General features: G+C 72.9%; 20 protein-coding genes. 4 read left to right on the forward strand and 16 right to left on the reverse strand.

Going from position 1 to position 21,961, the window contains the following annotated elements:
* Window positions 1–62: 62 nt before the first annotated feature.
* From JNO54_RS02830 to JNO54_RS14880, 4 genes are all read right to left on the reverse strand, one after another.
* Complete coding sequence (locus JNO54_RS02830) at window positions 63–848, reverse strand: fructosamine kinase family protein (RefSeq protein WP_307818032.1); 786 nt, start codon at window positions 846–848, stop codon at window positions 63–65.
* A gap of 57 nt (window positions 849–905) precedes the next feature.
* A complete protein-coding gene (locus JNO54_RS02835; protein WP_204142523.1) occupies window positions 906–1,403 on the reverse strand; it encodes a MarR family winged helix-turn-helix transcriptional regulator in 498 nt (165 codons plus the stop codon).
* Between the two features lie 153 nt (window positions 1,404–1,556).
* On the reverse strand, window positions 1,557–3,062 hold the full coding sequence (locus tag JNO54_RS02840) for an NAD-dependent malic enzyme (RefSeq protein ID WP_204142524.1): 1,506 nt from the start codon (window positions 3,060–3,062) through the stop codon (window positions 1,557–1,559).
* 140 nt (window positions 3,063–3,202) lie between these two features.
* Complete coding sequence (locus JNO54_RS14880) at window positions 3,203–4,759, reverse strand: PucR family transcriptional regulator (protein ID WP_204142525.1); 1,557 nt, start codon at window positions 4,757–4,759, stop codon at window positions 3,203–3,205.
* Between the two features lie 162 nt (window positions 4,760–4,921).
* On the opposite strand from JNO54_RS14880, the gene JNO54_RS02850 reads away from it, so the two are divergent.
* Window positions 4,922–6,184: an NAD(P)/FAD-dependent oxidoreductase gene (locus JNO54_RS02850; RefSeq protein ID WP_372430704.1), complete on the forward strand. Its 1,263-nt coding sequence runs from the start codon at window positions 4,922–4,924 to the stop codon at window positions 6,182–6,184.
* Between the two features lie 85 nt (window positions 6,185–6,269).
* Here JNO54_RS02850 and JNO54_RS02855 read toward each other — a convergent pair whose 3' ends face one another.
* Together JNO54_RS02855 and JNO54_RS02860 are read right to left on the reverse strand one after the other, a co-directional pair.
* Entirely contained in the window at window positions 6,270–7,412 is a 1,143-nt protein-coding gene (locus JNO54_RS02855; protein WP_204142527.1) for a winged helix DNA-binding domain-containing protein, read from the reverse strand.
* A gap of 69 nt (window positions 7,413–7,481) precedes the next feature.
* The gene (locus JNO54_RS02860; RefSeq protein WP_204142528.1) at window positions 7,482–8,954 is read right to left on the reverse strand and encodes an HNH endonuclease signature motif containing protein; all 1,473 of its coding nucleotides are present in this window, start codon (window positions 8,952–8,954) and stop codon (window positions 7,482–7,484) included.
* Window positions 8,955–9,123: 169 nt separating this feature from the next.
* Between JNO54_RS02860 and JNO54_RS02865 the strand changes: the two genes are divergently transcribed.
* A complete protein-coding gene (locus JNO54_RS02865; protein WP_204142529.1) occupies window positions 9,124–10,356 on the forward strand; it encodes an ATP-binding protein in 1,233 nt (410 codons plus the stop codon).
* 129 nt (window positions 10,357–10,485) lie between these two features.
* On the opposite strand, the gene JNO54_RS02870 is transcribed toward JNO54_RS02865, so the two are convergent.
* The 7 genes from JNO54_RS02870 to JNO54_RS02900 form a co-directional block, all read right to left on the reverse strand.
* Entirely contained in the window at window positions 10,486–11,403 is a 918-nt protein-coding gene (locus JNO54_RS02870; RefSeq protein WP_204142530.1) for an ADP-dependent NAD(P)H-hydrate dehydratase, read from the reverse strand.
* Complete coding sequence (locus JNO54_RS02875) at window positions 11,396–12,163, reverse strand: histidine phosphatase family protein (protein ID WP_204142531.1); 768 nt, start codon at window positions 12,161–12,163, stop codon at window positions 11,396–11,398. Before JNO54_RS02875 ends, JNO54_RS02870 begins: the two co-directional genes overlap by 8 nt.
* A gap of 89 nt (window positions 12,164–12,252) precedes the next feature.
* Window positions 12,253–12,801 (reverse strand): carboxymuconolactone decarboxylase family protein, encoded by a 549-nt coding sequence (locus JNO54_RS02880; RefSeq protein ID WP_204142532.1) that lies wholly within the window; start codon window positions 12,799–12,801, stop codon window positions 12,253–12,255.
* 4 nt (window positions 12,802–12,805) lie between these two features.
* The gene (locus JNO54_RS02885; protein WP_204142533.1) at window positions 12,806–13,165 is read right to left on the reverse strand and encodes a DsrE family protein; all 360 of its coding nucleotides are present in this window, start codon (window positions 13,163–13,165) and stop codon (window positions 12,806–12,808) included.
* 136 nt (window positions 13,166–13,301) lie between these two features.
* Window positions 13,302–14,411 (reverse strand): MFS transporter, encoded by a 1,110-nt coding sequence (locus JNO54_RS02890; protein WP_204142534.1) that lies wholly within the window; start codon window positions 14,409–14,411, stop codon window positions 13,302–13,304.
* Between the two features lie 141 nt (window positions 14,412–14,552).
* Window positions 14,553–15,017 (reverse strand): iron chaperone, encoded by a 465-nt coding sequence (locus JNO54_RS02895; RefSeq protein WP_204142535.1) that lies wholly within the window; start codon window positions 15,015–15,017, stop codon window positions 14,553–14,555.
* Between the two features lie 118 nt (window positions 15,018–15,135).
* On the reverse strand, window positions 15,136–16,377 hold the full coding sequence (locus JNO54_RS02900; protein ID WP_204142536.1) for a glucose-1-phosphate adenylyltransferase family protein: 1,242 nt from the start codon (window positions 16,375–16,377) through the stop codon (window positions 15,136–15,138).
* Between the two features lie 73 nt (window positions 16,378–16,450).
* Here JNO54_RS02900 and JNO54_RS02905 point away from each other — a divergent pair, with 73 nt between their 5' ends.
* Complete coding sequence (locus tag JNO54_RS02905; protein WP_204142537.1) at window positions 16,451–17,320, forward strand: SMP-30/gluconolactonase/LRE family protein; 870 nt, start codon at window positions 16,451–16,453, stop codon at window positions 17,318–17,320.
* 40 nt (window positions 17,321–17,360) lie between these two features.
* Here JNO54_RS02905 and JNO54_RS02910 read toward each other — a convergent pair whose 3' ends face one another.
* Complete coding sequence (locus JNO54_RS02910) at window positions 17,361–18,704, reverse strand: alpha-hydroxy-acid oxidizing protein (RefSeq protein WP_204142538.1); 1,344 nt, start codon at window positions 18,702–18,704, stop codon at window positions 17,361–17,363.
* Window positions 18,705–18,737: 33 nt separating this feature from the next.
* Between JNO54_RS02910 and JNO54_RS02915 the strand changes: the two genes are divergently transcribed.
* On the forward strand, window positions 18,738–19,088 hold the full coding sequence (locus JNO54_RS02915) for a TraR/DksA family transcriptional regulator (protein WP_204142539.1): 351 nt from the start codon (window positions 18,738–18,740) through the stop codon (window positions 19,086–19,088).
* A 58-nt stretch (window positions 19,089–19,146) separates the two neighbouring features.
* On the opposite strand, the gene JNO54_RS02920 is transcribed toward JNO54_RS02915, so the two are convergent.
* Both JNO54_RS02920 and JNO54_RS02925 read right to left on the reverse strand, forming a co-directional pair.
* Window positions 19,147–20,472, reverse strand: a complete 1,326-nt coding sequence (locus JNO54_RS02920) for an enolase C-terminal domain-like protein (protein WP_307818033.1) — start codon at window positions 20,470–20,472, stop codon at window positions 19,147–19,149.
* Window positions 20,469–21,959, reverse strand: coding sequence for an aldehyde dehydrogenase (NADP(+)) (locus JNO54_RS02925; RefSeq protein ID WP_204142540.1), 1,491 nt, complete (start codon window positions 21,957–21,959; stop codon window positions 20,469–20,471). The genes JNO54_RS02920 and JNO54_RS02925 overlap by 4 nt, the downstream gene beginning before the upstream one ends.
* Window positions 21,960–21,961 lie beyond the last annotated feature (2 nt).

The raw sequence follows: 21,961 nt of genomic DNA on the forward strand, positions 1-21,961 counted from the left end.
CAGGGCCGAAGGGGGGTTGTCCCCCCGTCGCCCACGGCTGGCCTCCCCCTTCGCCCCGTCGCTCAGGCGAACCGGCGGGCGATCTGACGGGCCTGATCGACGTACCCTCCGCCGAAGAGGACCGCGTGCATCATCACCGGGTGGAGCTGGTGGAGCGGGACGCGCTCCTGCCAGCCGTCGGCGAGCGGCGCGGCCTCGTCGTAGGCGGCGACGATGCGCGCGACGTGCGGGCCGCGGAAGAGCATGAGCATCGCGAGGTCGCTCTCGCGGTGACCGCCGTGGGCGGCGGGGTCGATGAGCACGCCGCCGCCGCGGGTCCACAGGACGTTGCCGCTCCAGAGGTCGCCGTGGATGCGGGCGGGTGCGTCGTCGGTGTCGTAGGCGCCGTCGGCGAGACGGGCCGCGACAGCCTCGAAGAGGGTGCGGTCGCCGTCCTCGTCGAAGGTGCCCTGGTTGCGGCCGAGCCGGTAGGTGTGCAGGATCCGCTGCTCGCCGAAGAACTCGCCCCACCGCTGCGTCGGCTGGAGGGGGAGCGGCAGCGGGCGGATCGCCGGCCCGAGGAAGCCGTGGGTCGACCAGCGTGCGGGCGGTGCCCCGAAGGCGTCGGCGCCGGCGGCATGGGTCGCGGCGAGCGCGGCCCCGAAGGCGTCGGCCTGGAGGTTCGTCGGCGGGACCGGGCTGAGCCGCTCGAGGTCGAGGTGCGCCTCGGCGACGTCGAGGACTTGGACGACCTGGGCGCCGCCGTCGGCCTCCGCCTCCTCGAGCCAGAGCAGGCCGGCCGCCTCCCAGGCGGTGTAGCCGACCGGTGCGTCGCCGGCGTCCTTGCGGAAGGTCTCGTCCTCGATCACCGGGTCAGCCTACGAAGGGGTGGGGCCGGGGGCGTCGTCGGTCAGGTCGGGGGTCGGTCAGACCGTGGCGTCGTGGCGGAGGTAGAGGGAGGTCATCTTCCCCTCCGGGTCGAGCCGCTGGAGGATCGTGTCGGTGATCTCGCCGAGCTGGTCGAGCTGCTCGGGGGTGAGGGCGTCGACGACGAAGTGGCGAGCGGCGCGCACGTGCCCCGGCGCTGCTTCCTCGACCTTGGCCAGGCCGGCGTCGGTGAGGGAGGCGTTGGTCGCGCGGCCGTCCATCTCGCACTGGGCGCGGGTGACGAGCCCGCGCTCCTCGAGGCGGCGCACGACGTGGCTGAGACGGGGGAGGGTCGCGTTGGTCTCGGCGGCGAGCCGGGTCATCCGCAGGGTGTGCTCGGGAGCCTCGGAGAGCATCGCGAGGACCTGGTACTCGAACATCGTCATGCCGCTGTCGCGCCGCAGCTGGGCGTCGAGCGCGGCCGGCAGCAGCTCCATGACGGCCACCGTGCGGACCCACGAGGCCAGCTGGGGCTGGGTGAGCCAAGGAGTAGTCATGGTTTTAATTTACTCGACAAGTTGTTCATCCGCCAACTCCCTTCGCACGAGCCAAGGCTCCTGCCGTCCCCCTTCGCACGAGCCAAGGCTCGTGCGGTCCGTTGGTCGCCCTTACCTTCGCACGAGCCTTGGCTCGTGCGGTCTGTTTGGCGGTCAGGCGTGGGGGTCGGTGCCGACGGCCTCGATCGGGTCGGGGGTCGCGTGGCGGTAGCGATCGCCACCACGGACGTGACCGCCGCCGACGGCGGCCGCGCCACCGAGCGCGCCGGTGGTCGACTTGCCCTCGCCGGCGATCGCCGTGGCGACCGCGTCGGTGACGTCGGCGTGGAAGACGCTCGGGATGATGTAGCTCGGGTTGAGCTCCTCGTCGGTCACCACCCCGGAGATCGCGTCGGCCGCGCGGATGAGCATCTCGGTCGTGATGTCCTCGGCGCCCGCGTCGAGCAGCCCGCGGAAGACACCGGGGAAGGCGAGGACGTTGTTGATCTGGTTCGGGTAGTCCGAGCGGCCCGAGGCGACGACCGCGGCGTACTGACCGGCCTCGGCCGGGTCGATCTCCGGGTCGGGATTGGCGAGCGGGAAGACGACGGCGTCGTCGGCCATCCGGTCACGGATCCACTCGCCCCGCAGGATCCCGGGCGCGCTGACGCCGATGAACACATCGGCCCCGTCGAGCGCCTGCTCGAGCGACCCGGTGACCTCACGCGGGTTGGTCCGGGCGGCGAGCTCCGCGTGCGCCGGCGACAGCGAGTCGTCGCCCCGCGAGAGCGCCCCGTCCCGGTCGACCATGACGACGTCGACGGCACCGGCGGCCATGAGCAGCGTGACGATCGCGGTGCCGGCAGCGCCCGCGCCGGAGATGACGATCCGCGCGGTGGGCAGCTCCTTGCCGACGACCCGCAGCGCGTTGCGCAGCGCCGCGAGGACGACGATCGCCGTCCCGTGCTGGTCGTCGTGGAAGACGGGGATGTCCAGGCTCTCCCGCAGCCGCCGCTCGATCTCGAAGCACTTCGGGGCGGAGATGTCCTCGAGGTTGATGCCGCCGAAGCCCGGCGCGATCATCTCGACAGCCCGCACGATCTCGTCGGGGTCCTGGCTCGCGAGGCAGATCGGCCACGCGTCGATGTCGGCGAAGCGCTTGAAGAGCGCCGCCTTGCCCTCCATCACCGGCATCGCCGCCTCGGGCCCGATGTTGCCGAGACCGAGCACGGCCGAGCCGTCGGTGACGACGGCGACGGTGTTGCCCTTGATCGTCAGCCGGCGCGCGTCCTCGGGATGCTCGGCGATGGCCATGCTCACGCGGCCGACCCCAGGGGTGTAGGCCATCGACAGGTCGTCGCGGGTGCGGAGGTTGACCTTGGAGCGGACCTCGATCTTGCCGCCGAGGTGGAGCAGGAAGGTGCGGTCGGAGACCTTGTGCACCCGCACGCCGTCGATCGCGTCGATCGCTGCGACGAGCTGGTCGGTGTGCGTCGCGTCGATGCCCGAGCAGGTGAGGTCGACGACCAGCCGGTCGTGCCGGGAGTCGGCGACGTCGATCGCGGTGACGATCCCGCCCTGCTCGGCGACGACGGTCGCGACCTGCCCGACGAGCGCGTGGTCGGGGGTGGTGTGCAGACGGACGGTGATCGAGTACGACGACGGGGTTGCGGTGGCCATGTGACCAGGATCTCACCAGCGAAGGGGTGGTCGCGACCGCGGGACGGCGAGCCGGGTCACGGGTGCGGCGGGCGGGCGGCGGCTGCACCGGGTGGTCGATGCTGCTCTCTGCCGATATCTCGGGGAAACGATAGAAAGCGCTATCGCGAGCGATCGACCCGGGTGAGGAGGGCGAGCGCGAGCCGCACCGTGGGGTCGTCGAGGTCGACGCCCAGAGCCTCGCGCACCCGGGCGATCCGGTAGCGCACGGTGTTGGGGTGGACGTGGAGGGCCTCGGCGCAAGCCCGCGGGTGGGCCGGGTGGTCCAGCCAGACCCGGAGGGTCGCGATGAGGGTCGGCTCGAGGCCGGCGATCGCGTCCGTCGACGAAGGGGTCGCGCCGGCGGCCACCGCACGGCTCACCGTCAGCTCGGCCCACCCCTCTTCGCTCGTCGTGACGGGTCCGGGGAGGGTCCCCGCCGACATGAGGGCCGCGAGCTCGCGAGCAGTGGCGAGCGACGCGGCGAGACCGGCCACCTCGCTCGTCGGGTCGCCTGCCGCTGCGATGGCCCAGGGCTGGCGGGTCGCGACGTCGCTGACCGCCCGGCTCAGCCATGGCCACGACCCTGGCTCGACGGGGGTGCCGGGCCCGGGGTGCGCCACCACCGCGACGACGTCGCCCTCGACCCCCGCGATGAGGGGCTGGCGCCACGAGCTGCGGCGCAGGACCGACTCCCACAGGGTGAGGCCGCTCTCGAGGGTGCCGTCGGGATCGACCCCCAGGACGACCGCCCGCCACGGCGCGGCGGGCAGGTTCGTGGCGGCGGTGGCCTCGCCGCCGATCGCGGCGCGGACGCGCTCCTCGACGAGCCGCCGCCCGACCTCGGCCTCGGTGCGCAGCCGCAGGAGGTGGAGCGAGACGAGACGGACGAGGTCGCGGGCGCGTGCGAGCCGGTCCGGGGGGAGTGGTGCGTCCACGACCGCCCAGATCGAGCCGACCCACTCGTCGCCGACCCGCGCCGGGATGATGTGACGCGCGCCGAGCGGGCTGTCGGGTGCCGCCGGGACGAAGAGGGGGTCGGTCGAGCGGGCAAGGTGACGGAAGACCCCACGCGAGCGCAGCGACGCCACCGTCGCCGCCGGCGCCCGCCGGCCGAGGATCGTCGAGACCCGGACCGGGTCCACCCCGTCGTGCAGCTCGGAGTAGGCGACGACCCGGGAGCGCGTGTCCTCGATCGTCACCGGCGCCCCGAGGATCGCCGTGCAGGCGTCGGCGAGCGCGAGGAGGTCGTCGCCCGGGGCGCGGTCCGTGCTCGGGTGGGTGGCGGCCCGGTCGAGGATCTCGCGGAGCAGCCAGGCGAGGTGGGCCCAGCTCGCGTCGTCGGCGAACGCGACGACCGTGACTCCTTGCTCTCGGGCGCTCTGCGCGAGCCCGCTCGCGTCACGGGTCAGCGAGCGTCGCAGGGCCACGACCTCGATGCCCCGGGCCGCGGCCGACCCGACCATCGCCCGGGCTGCGTCGGCCGTACTGACGCCCAGGCCGAGGACGATGTCGCCCGCGACGCCCACCCCTTCGCCCGGCTCGGCGAGGGTGACGTCCTCGACGACCGGGTCGAGCGGCTCGCCAGCGTCGCCGGGGACGACCTCGGCGAGGCCCCCGAGCCGGGCGACGACCTGGCTCAGCGACAGGCCGTGACCTGCGGGCAGGGTGCTCTCCACGGGACGACTCTGACAGCAGCGACTGTGACGAAGCAACAACGTGGATCGCAGATCTCTGTGACACGCGACAGCGCACCCCCCGAGCGGAGCGAGGACGATGGGGCGATCGCCTGCTGTCGGCGGGCCCGCCGACCTCCGCACGCACTCCTCCCCTCAAGGACGATGATGAGCACCTCCCCGCAGCCTCGCCCCCAGCACGTCGCCGTCGTCGGCGCCGGCATGGTCGGTCTCGCGACCGGCTGGTTCCTCCAGGAGCACGGCGTCGAGGTGACCGTCATCGACCGCACCGGGGTGGCCGCCGGGTCGTCATGGGGCAACGCCGGGTGGCTCACCCCCGGCCTGACGACGCCGCTGCCCGACCCGGCGGTGCTGCGCTACGGCATCAAGGCAGTCATGTCGCCGAGCTCGCCGGTCTACGTCCCGCCGAAGGCCGACACCAACCTTGCCCGCTTCGTCGCCGGCTTCACCCGCAACGCGACGAACGCCGCCTGGCGCCGCAACATGGCCGCGCTCGTCGGGATCAACGGCCTGGCCTTCTCGGCCTTCGACGACCTCACGGCCGGCGGCGTCGCCGAGCCGACGCGCGAGGCGCGCTCCTTCATCGCCGGGTACCGCAGCGAGGCCGAGCGGACCGTGCTCCTCGAGGAGTTCGAGCACATCAAGGGCGCCGGGCAGGACATGGACTTCGAGGTCATCACCGGTGACGAGGCTCGTGAGATCGAGCCCGTGCTCAGCGACGAGATCGGCGCCGGGCTGCTGCTCAAGGGTCAGCGATACATCGACCCCGGTGCCTTCATGCGCTCGCTCGCCGAGTCCTTCGTCGCGCGCGGCGGCCGGCTCGAGACCGGGCTGGAGATCATGGGCGTCGAGGAGCAGGGCACCCAGGTCGTGCTCCGTGGGACGCGCGGCTGGGCCGAGTCCTTCGACTCCGTCGTGCTCGCCACGGGTGCGTGGCTCGGGCAGCACGCCCGCCAGTTCGGGGTGAAGAAGGTCGTCCAGGCCGGTCGCGGCTACTCCTTCAGCGTCGCGGTGGACCGCACCCCGCACGGTCCCGTCTACCTGCCGGCCGCGCGCCTCGCGATGACGCCGGTCGGGGACCGGCTGCGGGTCGCCGGGATGATGGAGTTCCGCCGCCCGGACGAGGCGCTCGACCAGCGCCGGATCAAGGCCATGGTCGAGGCGGCCCGCCCGCTGCTTCGCGGCGCGGACCTCGACCACCGCGAGGACGAGTGGGTCGGCTCGCGGCCCTGCACCATCGACGGGCTCCCGCTCGTCGGTGCCACGAGGTCGTCGCGGGTCTTCGTCGCCGGCGGTCACAGCATGTGGGGGATCAGCCTCGGTCCGGCCACCGGTCGACTGCTCGCCGAGCAGATCGCCACAGGGCGTCGCGACGAGGTCCTCGCGCCGTTCGACCCGCTGCGCTGACCCTTCGAGGCTCGCGCCCTCGCGGGCGCTCGCACCTCAGCGACCATCCGGGGTCATCAGGGCGAGGGTGCTCGCACCTCAGTGGTCAGATGGTCGGCAGGTCGCGGGTGAGGCGCGGCAGGGAACGCCGCACCGCGGCGGGCAGGTCGCCCTCGAAGGGCAGTACCTCGACGGTGGCACCCCGCGTCTTCGGCCGCGTCCAGGTCCCGAGCGCTCGCCCGCGGTGGACAAGCGTCGGTCGGAAGAAGCCGTTCTTGCCCGGGACGACCTGACCCTTCTCCTGCTCGGCGGTCATCACCGCGGACCGGTCCCCGTAGCCGAGGACGATCTCGTCGAAGCCCGGCAGCAGCAGGGGCGCCATGGTCGCCCGCCGAGCCGCTCCCTTCGCCTGGGTGCCGTACGCCTCGAGGACTGCCGGGTCGACCCGCAGCGTCACGCCGCCGACCTCGATCGACGCCAGCTGGCTGGTCACATCGGCCAGCACCGGAGCCAGGTCCCGGCGCAGCAGCTTGGTCCACCAGAGGAACTCCTTGTCCGAGACCGGACCGTGGCTGCGGACGTAGCGCTCGAACCACTCCGCCACCGCCTCCTCCCGCGCCAGCTCGCGAGCCCGCCCGCCGATCCATCGCTCGTTGAGGACGAAGAGCTGCTCGGACGCCCCGCCCTTCGTCGCCCGCACCGGGCCCTGGCAGATGACGCCCCGGACCGCGAGGTGAAAGATCTGGTGGTACCCGCGCCCGCCCTCGACGGGGAGGCCGGCCTCGGTCCAGGCGGCGAGCAGGTCGCCCCGCGTCATGCCGTCCTGGGGGATCTGCGCCCGGGCGACCTTCTCGGAGCGCTCGAGCATCTCGTCGGTCAGCCCCAGCTCCGTACGGCGCTTGGTCGTCGAGCGCAGCACCGGCACCGCGGTCAGCGACAGCATCCACCGGAGGTCCTCGGCGGCGACGGCGAAGAGCGTCCCGCGCATCGGCCACGACCGGACGATCTCGCCCGCGTCGTACGCCGCGTGCACCTCGGTGAGCGACCGGCCCCTCGTCCGGAGGGCGATCGAGGTCGTCGAGCCCGGCAGGTCCTGCGCTTGCGTGCAGGTGAGATGGCGCACCACCTCGGTCGGAGTCGCCAGCGGACCCAGGTGCGCCGTAGCTCCCGTGGTCCCTCCGGCTCCGCCGACGAGGCGCTGGGAGAGCAGCCGCATGCGAGCCACGTCGTCGAGCGTCCACTGGGTCATGAGATGCATCCTCGTGCGTCGTCGGGTGGCCGGCCAGCCCCAGGGGCCGCGCTCATCGGTGGCGCTCCTCTACGTCCGTCGTCGCGCGAGCTCGATGACGACCTGCCGACCGGCTCGACGAACAGTGTGCTCGTAGCCGCGGTCAAGAGCTCGGTGGTGGTGACCGCAGAGGGGCACCGCGTTGGCGAGGTCGGTGCGACCGCCCGCCGTCCAGGGCTGGAGATGGTGGGTCTCGGTCCAGCCGAAGGGGATGTCGCAGCCATCGGCCGCGCAGGTCGTGTAGGTCAGGGCGAGCGCAGCGCGTTGGACGGCGGTGAAGAAGCGGGCCTGCCGCCCGAGGTCCAGCGGCTGGGACTCGCTGCCGAGCACGACCGGGACCACTCCGGCCTGGCAGGCGATCTGCCGGACCTGACCGGCCGTGAGCGGCTCGCCGTCGGCGGTGCTGCCCACGCGCCCTGTCACGTCCTGCAGGTCCGAGAGGCGCGTCGTGACGAGGACCGTGGCAGCGGTCTTGTCGTGGAGGTGGTCGGTCGGCAGGTGGGTGAGCAGGGTCGCGAGGTCCTGGCCCTGCCGTTGCTGGCGTGCCAGCTGGCGAGTGCGCGGGTCGAGGGAGGTGTCCAGCCATGCCGGCAGCTCCCTGGGGACGGTGGAGCCAGCCTGCCCGACGTCACGCCCACCCGTGCCCGCGCGGCGAGGCGACGACATCGCGTCGAGGATCGTCTTGAGCGCCTGGCCGGCAAGGGTCGGCACCGTGAACTGTCCGTGCATCGTCCCGTCACCGTTGTCACGGACCCAGAATGACGATCTCTCCCACGCGCGCTCCTCCTGGGCGGCCACCTGGTCGTGCTCGTGGGCGTCGACCTGCTCCTCGGCCGTGCCGACCCGCTCGAGGACCCGCCGGGCGAGCTGCCGCAGGTCGCGCGGCGAGTGACCGACCGCGAGTGCGACGAGCTCCGCCTCGCACCCGGCGCGTGCCTCCTCGGTCACGGTCGAGGGCAGGGCGGCCATCGTGTGCTGGATGACCTCGACGTGCTCGCGTGAGATCTCGCCGGCCAGCTGCGCTCGGCCGGTCGGAGTGACCGTCTGCCCGCGGGCCCCGTCGCCACCCGCCCCGTCCCCGTCGGACCCGTCGCCACCGGTCCGGCCGTCGTCCGGCCCGACGAGCTCCAGTCCCGGCTCCTCCCGGGATGCGGACGGCACGCCGAGCCCCGCTGCCGCGGCACGGCTCGCCTGCCGGTGCGCAGCCCGTGGGTCGGAGTTCGTCACCCGTGCGAGCCACTGCCCGGTCGACCGTGCACCGGTGCGCGACGCGACGTCGATCTGGTCGGCGATGGCCGCACCCTTGTCGTGCAGCGCGTGCGTCCGGTTCACGAGGCGGGTCAGCTCGTGCATCACTGCACCGAGGTGCCTCGCGGTGACACCCTCGGCCCGGGCGAGCGCGTCGAGGTCCGCGTCGAGCCGGTCGAGGCCGGCGTTGAGCTCGCCGCACACACCGCCGGCAGGGTCATCCTGCGGGTCGACGAGGTGCGGTGCGGCTGCCATGAGTCGAACATACGTTCGACTACTGACAACGTCGACTCACCCCCCTTCGCCCTGTGGAGACACACCCCCGCGACCCGCCCCCTGTGGACGACCGGGTGCTCACACCCCGTCAATCCGACTCGCTACGCAAATATCCGATCCGGCCTAGACATCGGGATACGGTCCGATCGTGGACCCGATCACCAACCCCTACGCCCCCGGCGCCGGCCAGCGACCCCCCGAGCTCGCGGGCCGCGACGACCAGCTGCAGACCTTCGACGTCGTGCTCCGGCGGGTCGCCGCCGGACGACCCGACCGCAGCCTCGTCCTCACCGGTCTTCGTGGTGTCGGCAAGACGGTCCTGCTCAACCAGCTCCGCAGCGCCGCCGTCCGCGCGAGGTGGGGGACCGGCAAGCTCGAGGCCCGCCCCGACCAGCGCCTGCGCCGCCCCCTCGCCAGTGCGCTCCACCAGGCTGTCCGCGAGCTGGGGCACAGCCAGACCGACGAGGTCGACCACGTCCTCGGCGTCATCAAGGCCTTCGCCCAGCGCGACGCCGCCCCCGGCACCAAGCTCCGCGACACGTGGAACCCCGGCATCGACGCCCCGGCCGTCAAGGGTCGCGCCGACTCCGGCGACATCGAGATCGACCTCGTCGAGCTGCTCACCGACGCGGGCGGGCTGGCCGCCGACCTTGGCCGGGGGATCGCGATCTTCATCGACGAGATGCAGGACCTCGGTCCCGAGGACGTCTCGGCGCTGTGCGCCGCGTGCCACGAGATCAGCCAGTCCGGGCTGCCTGTCATCGTCGTCGGCGCTGGCCTGCCGCACCTGCCCGCGGTCCTCTCGGCGAGCAAGTCGTACTCCGAGCGGCTCTTCCGCTACGTCCGCATCGACCGGCTCCCGCGCGAGGCCGCCGACCGCGCCCTCACCACCCCGGCCGACGACGAGGGCGCCGAGTTCGAGCCGGCCGCCCTCGACGCTCTCTACGCGGCCACCGGTGGCTACCCCTACTTCATCCAGGCGTACGGGAAGTCCGTGTGGGACAAGGCTCCCCGCTCACCGATCACCGCCGACGACGTCGCGGTCGCGGCGCCGGAGGCAGAGGCCGAGCTGGCCGTCGGCTTCTTCGGGTCACGTTTCGAGCGCGCGACACCGGGTGAGCGCGAGTACCTGCGGGCGATGGCGGAGGTCGCGGCCGCCGTGTCGGACGCCGCGGCGCAGGGGGACGAAGGGGTGGCACCTCTCGACGAGATCGAGTCCGTCGCCACCTCGGAGGTCGCCGCCCATCTCGGCAAGAAGCCGCAGTCGCTCTCGCCTGCGCGCGACGCCCTGCTCAAGAAGGGCCTCATCTACTCGGGCGAGCGGGGCCGGATCGCCTTCACCGTGCCCCACTTCGGCCGATATCTGCGCGACCAGACCTGAGGGGTCAGCCGCGCGAGACGAAGGCCGGCTTCTTGCCGGTACCCACCGGACCTTGATACCGCCGCCCAGACCCTCGAGGTCGAGGCCGCTGCACGGCTTCGCGTCCGTCATCGTCCCCCAGGGTTGGGCTCAGTCGCCCCGCAGCGTCCGCAGCACGAGCGGCAGCTCGTCCGGCAGCTCACCGGCGAGGTAGCCGACCCGGCCGAGCCGCATCGCGAGCGCGTCGCCCGCCGCGGCATGGACGTACTTCGCCCAGACGAGCGCCTGCGTCCGACCGGCGCCGCGGCTGAGCAGCCCGAGCGCGGCACCCGCGACGACGTCGCCGCTGCCCGACGTCCCGAGCCCGGTGTCGCCGGTCGTCACCTGCCACAGCCGGCCGTCGGCGGCGACCCACTGCTCGCACCCGACGACGGCGTCGTACCGCTTCGCCGCGGCGAGGGTCGCCTCCGCGACCTCGTCGTCGGGGATCTCGTCGCGGTCGAGGACGTAGGCGAGCTCGCCGGAGTTCGGCGTTGCGACGAGCCGCCCCCGCAGTGCGTCCACCACCGAGTCGTCGAGGTCGGGCAGCACGGTCAGGCCGAAGGCGTCGAGCACCACCCGCGTCTCGTCACCCAGCGTCGGCACGATCTCGGTGATGAGCCGCGCCGACCCCTCGGGGTCGTCCAGCCCGGGCCCGACGAGCACCCCGTCGGCGCGGGAGGTCTCGCGCTCCAGCGCGGCCCCCGTGCCCACCCCGGTCACGGATCCGTCGGAGGACTCGGCGAGCGCCGTCACCCCGGACTCCGGGACCGCCACGGCAAGGTGACGGGCCACCCCTTCGGCCACCCCGAGGTGGAGCTTGCCGGCGCCCATCCGCAGGGCCGACACCCCGGCGAGGAGGACCGCGCCGGGAGTCGCGCACGACCCGCCGACGACGACGGCCTGGCCGCGGGTGTACTTCGTGCCGGATGGTGCGGGGAGCGGCCACGCGCGGAGCATGTCGGGGGTGACGAGCCGCGGGTTCTTCAGCGTCCCGCCGGCCGCGGTCTCGGGGATCTGCTCAGGCATCGTCGCCCCGCTCGTCGGAGCCCTCGCCGACCGCGTCGGCGGCGCCGGGCTGGTCGGTGACCTCGACGTCCTCGCGGCGCAGGTGCTCGTCGAGGTTGTAGTCGGTGACCCGCCAGCCGGTGGGTGAGTCCTCGTCGCGGACGAGCCGGCAAATCGCGGCGTTCTTGAGCCCGTTGGTGCGGGACCGCTCGAGGACGGCCTCCTCGTCGAGGCCCTCCGCGACGTAGCAGAAGAGCAGGTTGACGACGTCGTGCGCGGTGACGAGCGCGATCTCGTGCCGCTCCTGCGCCAGGTCGGCGAGGACGGCCCGCACGCGCCCGGCAACGTCCGCCCAGGACTCGCCACCCGGCGGCCGGTAGTAGAACTTGCCGATCCACTCCCGGCGCTCGGCCTCCTCCGGGTACTGCTTCCGGATCCCTGCGCCGGTGAGCATGTCGGTGATGCCCATGTCGCGGTCGCGCAGCCGCTCGTCGACCTTGAAGTCGAGCTCCATCTCGGCCTGCTCGAGCGCGATCTCGCCGGTCTGGCGAGCGCGGCGGTAGGGGCTGGTCCACACGATGCCAGGGCGCTCGCCGTCGGTGAGCTCGGAGAGCCAGTGCCCCACCGCGGACGCCTGCTGGCGGCCTGTCTCGGACAGCTCGACGTCGGGGTCGCGCGCGGGCACGTCGATGCGCTCGAGGCCGTCGCGCATCGCGGTCTCGGCCGCGACGTTGCCCTCGGACTGCCCGTGCCGGACGAGGATCACCTGTTGCAGCGCCATGGCCTCACCCTAGGGACGGCCCGTGCCGGGGAGGCGCTAACGACGGGGGTCGAAGGGGTGAGCCGTCGCGGTCGTCGGGCGTCCGGTCCTCAGCCGGCGGGCCGGCCGGACGTGAGCTCGTCGACGAGGCGAGAGGGGAGGCGGTCGCGCAGCACGGGGTCCGATCGCGTGCCGGTCGCGTCGAGGACGGTGCTGAAGAAGCAGCGCGCCGCCGCGGTGAGGATGACGTCGAGCACCTCCTCCTCGCTCAGGCCGTGCCGGCGCAGGCCGGCCACGTCCCCTTCGTCGAGGTTGGGCGCGTCGACGGCGACCTGCGCCGCGAAGCTGGCGACCGCGTCGTCGCGGCCGGTCGTCTCGGCGACGTCCATGCTGTCGCTCGCCGCGAGGATGCGCCGCAGCCCGTCCTCGTCGACGTGCGACCCGAGCAGGACGACGCTGTGGGCGAGGCTGCAGTAGGTGCTGTGCAGCGCCCGTGCGGCGCCGACGGTCGCGACCTCGTAGGTGCGGTCGTCGAGCCCCTCACGGATCGCCGCGACGAGGGCACGCCACGCCGCGTAGACCTCGGGCCGCACCGCGAAGACACGCTCGTACGCAGGCAGCGAGCCGTCGGTCGACTCGATGCCGGGCAGGAAGCCCATGACCTTAGAAGCTGAAGGTCGTGGCGCCCTCGCCGATCCACTCCCACAGCTGCACGGTCCCGCCGACCTCGGCGTTCGCCACGAGGGAGCCGGGGTCGACCCCCTTGGCCGTGACGCAGACGCCGCAGGCGATGTAGCGGCCGCCGGCCGCCGTGTACCGGTCGAAGAGGTCGGTGAGGGGAGGGCAGCCCTCGCAGGCCGTCGTCCGGGCGAAGCCGTCGACGGCGAGCCGGACGGCCTCCTTGGTGAGGAAGATCAAGGTCTCGCGGCCGGACTCGGCGGCACCGACGGCGACGAGGAAGGCAACCGTCACCTTCTCCGCGTCCTCGAGGCCGGTGGTCAGTGAGATGGCTGCCTTGGACATGTCGCCCTCCTGGGGTTCGGGGCCCGGGACGGGCCCATCCCTGGACGCTACGACCAGGTCACGGGCAGGGCGAGGGTCATGGGCCGAACGGCTCAGGGGTGCTGACGTCGACCTCGGAGAGGGTGGGCCAGAGGGGTCACGCGGCGGACCCCCTTCGTCCCAGCTCGTCGTCGACGAAGGACGGGCGGACCGCCCGCAGCCCCGCGAGGACGAAGGGGAGCGACGTCGCCATGAGCACCCATAGGACGACCTCCCACCCACCGGTCGCCGCGTGCAGCACGCCGACGACGACCGGCCCGAGCGCGGCGAGCAGGTAGCCGACCGGCTGCACGAAGCCGGACAGCCGACCGGTGACGTGGTGCGACCGCGTCCGCGCGGTGATGAGTGCGATGACGAGAGGGAAGGCGAAGCCCGAGATGCCGAGCACGACCGCCCAGAGCCACGGCACGGTCGCAGGCGCCACGAGCAGGCCGCCGTAGCCGACGACGAGGAGCAGACCGAGGCCGACGATCATCGGGGCGAGACCTCGGCCTCTCGCGATGACGCTCGGCATCGTCAGCCCGCCGACGATCGTCACCGCGGCGAGCATCGCCTGCATCGCCCCGGCAGACGCGGCCGACAGCCCGGCGTCCCGGTAGATCTGCGGGAGCCAGCCCATCTGGATGTACGCGTGCATCGACTGCAGCCCGAAGAGCACGGTCATCGCGATGGCGGTCGGGGAGCGCATGACGTGCGCGTCGGGTGGCACGTCGAGCTCGTCGAGGACCGCGGTGCGCCGCCGCTCGTGGCGGGAGAGCCACCACCACAGCGGCACCGCGACCACCGCACCGACACCCCAGAAGCCGACGCCCCAGCGCCAACCCGCCTCTGCCGCAACGGGAGCGGTGAGCAGCGACCCGAGCGAGCCGCCGACGATGAGACCGGTGCCGTAGATCGTCATGAGGCGGACCTCGTGGCCGCCGTGGGCCTTGACCCAGGCGGGGACGAGGACGTTGCCGACGGCCATGCCGAGCAGCGCGACCGCGGACAGGACGAGGAAGGCCGTGGCGTCACCGACGAGCGGCCGCAGGAGCAGCCCGGCCGCGGCGAGCGCCAGGCCGAGCGCGATGCCGCCGGCCACCCCGGCCCTTCGGCCAAGCCGCACGGCGAGCGCCCCTCCGATCCCGAAGCACAGCCCGGGCAGCCCGGTGAGGGCGCCGGCCGCACCGCCGCCCATCCCGAGCCCGTCGCGGATCTCGTCGAGCACCGGGCCGACGGCCGAGGCGCCGGGGCGCAGGTGAGCGAGACGAGGACGGTCGCGACGACGAGGAGGGCGAAGGGGAGGGCGCCGGCCGACCCCTTCGCTCGCGTCCTCACGAGGGGCGACCCTACGCCGGGTCGCGGGGGCTCAGTCGCCGAGGGCGCAGAGGATGAGCTTCTTGACCTCGGCCTCGTTCGCCTTGGTCCACCGGGTGATCGCGAAGCTCGTCGGCCACATCGAGCCGTCGTCGAGCTGGGCGTTGTCGTTGAATCCGATGTGCCCGTAGCGCGAGTCGAACTTGCCCGCGAACTGCCAGAAGAGCAGGACCTTGCCGTCCTTGGCGTAGGCGGGGAAGCCGTACCAGGTCCGCGGCTCGAGCTGGGGCGCGATCTTCTTGACGAGCGCGTGCAGCCCCTCGGCGATCGCCCGGTCGGAGCCGTCCATCTTCGCGATCGCGTCGAGGACGTCCTGCTCGGTGTTCTTGCCGGCCCTGGTCCGCTTCTTCTCGGCCGCGGCCTGCTTCATCGCGGCCTTTTCCTCGGCGGTCCAGGTGCCGGAGGTGGTCGTCTTCGCAGCCGTCTTCTTCGCCGGGGCCTTCTTCGCAGTCGCCATGTCTCGATGATGTCAGCGAAGGCGGTCTGTCACACCCCGGGCGTGGGGTCGAAGCAGGAGCTGGAGGCGGTGCTCACGGACGGACGTGCACATGCCGAGGCATGGGCACGGGGAGGGATCAAGCGGTCGTGCCTGGCTCGAGCCGCGCGCCCGCCTCGATGCTCACCCCGGGGCCGACGGTCGACTCGCGGCCGACGAGGACGACGGCCGAGTCGGCCGGGGGCCAGCGTTTCGGCGAGGACCCGACGGTCGCCCCCTTCGCGAACTCGCACCGGTGGTCGACGACCGCCGCGGTCAGCACCGCGTCGGCCCGCACGACGACCTCGTCCATGAGCACGCAGTCCTCGACGACGGCGCCGGCCTCGACGACGCAGCCGGGGCCGAGCACGCTGCGCCGGACTGTGCCGCGCACCTGCGTGCCCGGTGTGAGCAGCGAGTCCTCGACGACGGCGCCGGCATGGACCATCGCCGGTGGCAGCTCGGGGAAGTGGCTGCGGATCGGCCAGGTCGGGTCGTCGAAGACGTCGACCTTGCCTCGCAGCAGCTCGCGGTGCGCGGCGAGGTAGGCGCCCGGCCGGCCGAGGTCGCGCCAGTAGCCCTCGAGGGCGAAGGCGTGCGCTGTCCCGCGCTCGACGAAACGCTCGACGAGGCGGGGGAAGTCGCCCAGCCCGTCGGGCAGTCCCGGCTCCTCCTGCGCGAGCTCACGTCTCAGCGCGTCGAGCTCGCGCAGCAGCGCGTCGGTGGAGTAGACGAAGATCTCCGCCGCGACGACTCCGTGCTCGGGCGTGGTCGGCTTCTCGCTCATGCCGGTGATGAGTCCCTCGTCCCCGACGTCGACGAGCGTCTTGTGCTTGGCCTCGGTCTTGGCCACCTCCGCGGTGACGACGGTGACCTCGGACCCCTGGGTCAGGTGCTGGGCGACGACCTGCCGGACGTCGAGGCGGAAGACCTGGTCGGCGCTCATGACGACGACCACGTCGGGGCGGAGGTCGGCGATCTGCGGGGAGAGTCGCAGCAGGTCGTCGACGTTGCCCGAGCTGAACCCCTCGACCGCGCGGGTGCGCCCCTCCTCGGGGACCAGCCGCCGGTAGCCGCCGCGCGTGCGATCGAGGTCCCACGGCCGACCGCTCGCGAGGTGCCGGTCGAGCGAGGACGCCTCGAACTGCACCGACACCCACACGTCGGGGAAGCCGCTGTTGCTGAGGTTGCTCAGCGCGAAGTCGATGAGCTGGAAGCTGCCGCCGAAGGGGACGGCCGGCTTGGCCCGCTCACGGGTGAGCACGTCCATCCGGGAGCCCTTGCCCCCCGCCTGGACGATGCCGAGGACGTGCGGGGGCGTGGCGAAGGGAGGTTGCGGCATGCCCGTCAACGTAAACCCCGGAAGGTCTCCCGAAACACTTCCGCCGGGGGTCCTTCGCTGCCAGGGTGGGGCCATGACGACGACGTCCACCGTGATCCGTGACGGCCTCGACTTCGGGGAGGGGCCGCGCTGGCGTGATGGCCTGCTGTGGTTCAGCGACTTCTACCGGCATGCCGTGTACACCCTCGACCCGGAGACCGGTGAGGAGACGAAGGTCGTCGACGTGCCGGGCCAGCCGTCGGGCCTGGGCTGGCTGCCCGACGGGCGCCTCCTCGTCGTGTCGATGACCGACCACAAGGTGATGCGCTTGGAGACGGACGGCGCGCTCGTCGAGCACGCCGACATCTCCGCGCACTGCGGCTACCACGCCAACGACATGCTCGTCGACGCCCAGGGCCGGGCCTACGTCGGCAACTTCGGCTACGACCTCCACGACGACATGGCGCGGCGCGACGTCCCGACGATCCTCGGCGACGAGAGCGCGGGCGCGACCGACCTCGTCCGGGTCGACCCCGACGGGTCGGTGACGGTCGTCGCCGAGGGTGTCCGCTTCCCCAACGGCATGGCGTTCCTCGACGGCGGCCGGACCCTCGTGCTCGCCGAGACGCTGCGTCTGCAGCTCACGGCCTTCACGGTCCAGGAGGACGGCTCGCTCACCGACCGTCGGGTGTGGGCGTCGACGGCCGAGCAGATGGCGGCGGCGGACGGCATCGCGGCCGACGGCGAAGGGGGTGTCTGGGTCAGCGCCGCCCTCGGTCCGGCGGTCGTCCGGTACGCGGAGGGCGGTGAGGTGACCGGCATGGTCACGACGACGCAGAACGCCTTCGCCTGCGCCGTCGGCGGCCCCAACGGCCGGACGCTCTACGTCATGACGGCCCCGTCGAGCGAGCCGAAGGACGTCGACGGACGGTCGGCCGGGAAGATCGAGGCCGCCTCGATCTGACGCACGACCGCAACTGCCCGGGCAGTTGCGAAAGAGGGGGTCAGGGGGCGGGGAGGAGGAGGTCGCGGGTGATGTCCGCGACCGACGCCGCCCCGACGAGGCCCATCGTGAGGTCGAGCTCGGCGAGGACGTTGTCGATGACCGCGCTGACCCCCTTCGCCCCGTCGATCGCCAGGCCGTACACGTGCGGCCGCCCGAGGAGCACGGCGTCGGCGCCCAGCGCCAGCGCGACGAAGACGTCCGCCCCCGAGCGGATCCCGCTGTCGAGCAGCACGGTCCGCTCCGGCCCGACGGCCTCACGGATCCCGACGAGGGCATCGAGGGAGGCGACCGACCGGTCGACCTGGCGGCCGCCGTGGTTCGAGACGACGATCGCGTCGGCCCCGACCTCGAAGGCCCGCCGGGCGTCGTCCGCGTGCAGGATCCCCTTGAGCACGACGGGCAGCGAGGTCCGCTCGCGCAACGTCTCGACGTGCTCCCACGACAGCCCGGGGTTGGAGTAGATGTCGAGGAAGGTCTCGACCGCGGCGCGCGGCTCGGCCGAGCGGAGGTTCTCCCGGGTGCCGCCCGGGTGCTCCCGGCTCATCGAGAGCAGGGTGCCGACGCCCCCCTTCGCCGCCCGCGCGACGGTGAGCGGGTTCTTGAGGTCGACGCCGAGGCCGCCGGCCCGCTTCGTCGCCGCCGCGACCCGCTCGCGGACGAGGGTCATGAACCGCGGGTCCGAGGTGTACTGCGCGATCCCCTGCCCGCGGGCGAAGGGGAGCGAGCCGAGGTCGAGGTCCTCGGTGCGCCAGCCGAGCATCGTCGTGTCGAGGGTGACGACGAGCGCCTGCGCGCCGGCAGCCTCGGCGCGGCCGATCATCGAGTCGACGAGCGCCTCGTCGGTAGACCAGTAGAGCTGGTACCACCACGGCGTCCCCGCCATCGCCTGCGCCGTCTGCTCCATCGGGTTGCCGCCCTGGCAGGAGAAGACGTACGGCACGCCGCTCGTGTGCGCACCCTCGGCGATGCGCAGGTCGGCGTCGTCCGTGACGAGTCCGGCCGCGCCGACAGGAGCGAGCAGGACGGGGGCCCGCAGCTCGGTGCCGAGGACGGTCGTCGCGAGGTCTCGCCGCGTCGTCCCGGTGAGCATCCGCGGCACGACCTGCCACCGGTCGAAGGCGGCCCGGTTCGCGCGCATCGGCGCGCCGCTGCCGGCGCCGCCCGCGATGTACGCCCAGGCCGTGCGGGACATCGCCTTGCGCGCGGACTCCTCGAGCCGGGTGGGCTCGGTCGGCACGGCCGGAGCGATACCGAGCGCTCCGGGCCGGTAGATCGCGTCCTGCCGGGCGCGGCCCGGTCCGGCCTGGGGCGAAGGGGGAGTGGCGGCACCGTTGTCGCTCATGGCGGCACCGTAGCGGGCGCCTAGCCTGGTGTGATGGACGAAGAGATCCGGGCCCGCCTCCTCAAGGAGCGGGCCGACGCGGTGGCCCGGCTGCGGGGACTGGTCGTGAGCTTCGACGACATCGTCGAGGCAGCCCGAGACAGCAACCTCGACGACGAGCACGACCCCGAGGGCACGACGATCGCGGCGGAGCGCTCGCTCGTCGGCTCGCTCGCGGACGCCAACGAGCGTCAGGTCGCCGAGATCGACGCCGCCCTGGCGAGACTGGCGGTGGGCACGTACGGCCGCTGCGTGCGCTGCGGTGGCGACATCGCACCTGGTCGGCTGGAGGCCCGGCCGTCGACCCCGGTCTGCATCACCTGCGCCGCCTCATCGAACAGCTGAGCCATCACCCGAGGAGCTTCGTGGGTGATGGCTCAGCGTGTCGTCGCTGGATGCTCCGTCAGCGCACCAGGCAGGGGCGCTTCGGGTCGAAGCTCCACCCCTGCACGAGGTACTGCATCGCCGCAGCGTCGTCGCGGGCGCCGAGCCCGTGCTCCTCGTAGAGCGCGTGGGCCTCTGCGAGCCGGTCGCGGTCGACGGTGATGCCGAGCCCGGGCGCGGTCGGCACCTCGATGGCCCCGTCCCGGATGAGCAACGGATCGGTGGTCAGACCCTGCCCGTCCTGCCAGATCCAGTGCGTGTCGAGGGCCGTGATCTCGCCGGGGGCCGCGGCGCCGACGTGCGTGAACATCGCGAGCGAGATGTCGAAGTGGTTGTTCGAGTGCGACCCCCAGGTCAGACCGAACTCGTGGCACATCTGCGCCACCCGGACGGAGCCTGCCATCGTCCAGAAGTGCGGGTCGGCGAGCGGGATGTCGACGGCGTTGGTGCGGATGGCGTGCGCCATCTGCCGCCAGTCAGTGGCGATCATGTTGGTCGCCGTGCGCAGGCCGGTCGCCCGCTTGAACTCGGCCATGACCTCACGACCCGAGTAGCCGCCCTCGGCGCCGCACGGGTCCTCGGCGTAGGCGAGGACGTCGTCCTTGCCCTTGAGCAGCCGCACGGCGTCGGCGAGCAGCCAGCCGCCATTGGGGTCGAGGGTGATCCGCGCCTCGGGGAAGCGCTGGTGGAGCGCGGTGACTGCGGCGACCTCCTCCTCGCCGGGCAGCACGCCACCCTTGAGCTTGAAGTCGACGAAGCCGTAACGCTCGGCCGCGGCCTCGGCAAGCCGCACGACCGCCTCGGGGGTCAGGGCGACCTCGCGGCGGACCCGCTCCCACGCGTCGGCACCGTCGGGCTCGCGCAGGTAGGGCAGATCGGTACGGTCGGCATCACCCACGTAGAAGAGGTAGCCGAGCATCGGCACGTGCGTACGCTGCTGCCCGTCACCGAGGAGCTCGGCCACGGGGACACCCTGCTCCTGACCGGCAAGGTCGAGCAGCGCCGACTCGATCGCGGTGACGGCGTGGATCGTCGTGCGCAGGTCGAAGGTCTGCAGGCCTCGACCGCCGGAGTCCCGGTCGGCGAAGGCTGCGGCCACCTCGCGAAGGAGGGACCGGTACCGGGCGACGGGGCGGCCCGCGATGAGCTCGCCCGCGTCCTCGACCGTATGCCGGATCGCCTCCCCGCCGGGCACCTCTCCGAGGCCCTCACGACCGTCGGAGTCGGTGATGATCACGACGTTGCGGGTGAAGTAGGGGCCGTGCGCACCGCTGAGGTTGAGCAGCATCGAGTCGTGCCCGGCGACGGGGACGACCTCGACACGTGCGATCGTCGGTGTGCTCACGCCTCGAGCACCCCGTCGATGCGGCGGCGCAGGCCCCACGGGTTGTCGTCACGGATCGCCTCGGGCTGGACCGCGGCCGGGACGTCCTGATAACAGACCGGTCGTTGGAAGCGCTCGATGGCCAGCGAGCCCACCGACGTCGTCCTGCTGTCGGAGGTGGACGGGTAGGGGCCACCGTGGACCATCGCGTGACCGACCTCGACACCCGTCGGCCATCCGTTGAAGAGGATCCGGCCGACCTTGAGCTCGAGCGTCGGGAGGAGCCGGGCGGAGGCCTCGGCGTCCGCCTCGCCGGCGTGGATCGTCGCGGTGAGCTGACCCTCGAGGGCCTCGAGGTGCGGCAGCAGCTCGTCGAGCGAGCCATACCGGACGACGACCCCGGCAGCGCCGAAGACCTCGACCGCGACCTCGTCGAGCGCGTTGAGCGGTGCAGCGACGATCTGCGGCGCCGGGGCGTCCGCCCCTTCGCCCGACTGCCCGGAGGCGACCACCTCGGCGCCACCGACCTGGGCAACCTGCTCGGCCCCCTTCGTGTACGCCTCCGCGATCCCCGACGTGAGCATCTGGGTGCCGGTGGACCCGGCGACAGCGCGGCCGGCGGCCACCAGGAAGGCGTCGCCCTGGTCGCCCTCGGGGAGGAAGAGGAGGCCAGGGTTGGTGCAGAACTGGCCGGCGCCCATCGTGAGGGAGCCGACGTAGGCCTCGCCGAGCGAAGCCGCGTCACCGAGGGCACCGGGCAGGACGACGACGGGGTTGACGGCCGACATCTCCGCGTAGACGGGGATCGGGACGTCTCGCTCGGCGGCGGTACGGACGAGGGCCAGACCGCCCGCCCGGGAGCCGGTGAAGCCGACTGCGGCGATCCGCGGGTCCCGCACGAGCTCCTGGCCGATCTCGTACCCGTCGCCGAGGACGAAGGAGAAGACGCCGGTGGGCAGGCCCGCGGCGGCGACGGCGGAGGTGATCGCCCGCGCGACGAGGTAGCCCGCCCGCGGATGTGCCGGATGGCCCTTGACGATGACCGGGCAGCCCGCAGCGAGCGCCGACGCCGTGTCACCGCCCGCGGTCGAGAAGGCGAGCGGGAAGTTGCTCGCGCCGAAGACCGCGACCGGACCGAGAGGGATCATGCGCTGGCGGATGTCGGGCCGGGGCAGGGGTTCCCGATCCGGCATCGCCACGTCGATGCGCACCCCGAGGTGGTCGCCCTGGCGGACGACACCTGCGAACATCCGTAGCTGGCCGGTGGTCCGGCCGACCTCGCCGGTGATCCTGGCCTCAGGCAGGTGCGACTCGGCGACGGCGGCCTGGATGATGGCGTCCTTGTCGGCCTCGATGGCGGCGGCGACCGACTCGAGGAAGTCGGCACGCTCGTCCGGGGTCGTGCTCCGGTAGGCGGCGAAGGCGTCAGCGGCGGCGGCGGTCGCTGCGGTGACGTCGGCCTGGTCGCGTTCCTGGCCGGCGATGATCGAGCGGGGCTGGTCGGTCATGG

Origin of the sequence: Janibacter endophyticus (genome assembly GCF_016888335.1) — a bacterium.
Lineage (GTDB): Bacteria > Actinomycetota > Actinomycetes > Actinomycetales > Dermatophilaceae > Marihabitans > Marihabitans endophyticum.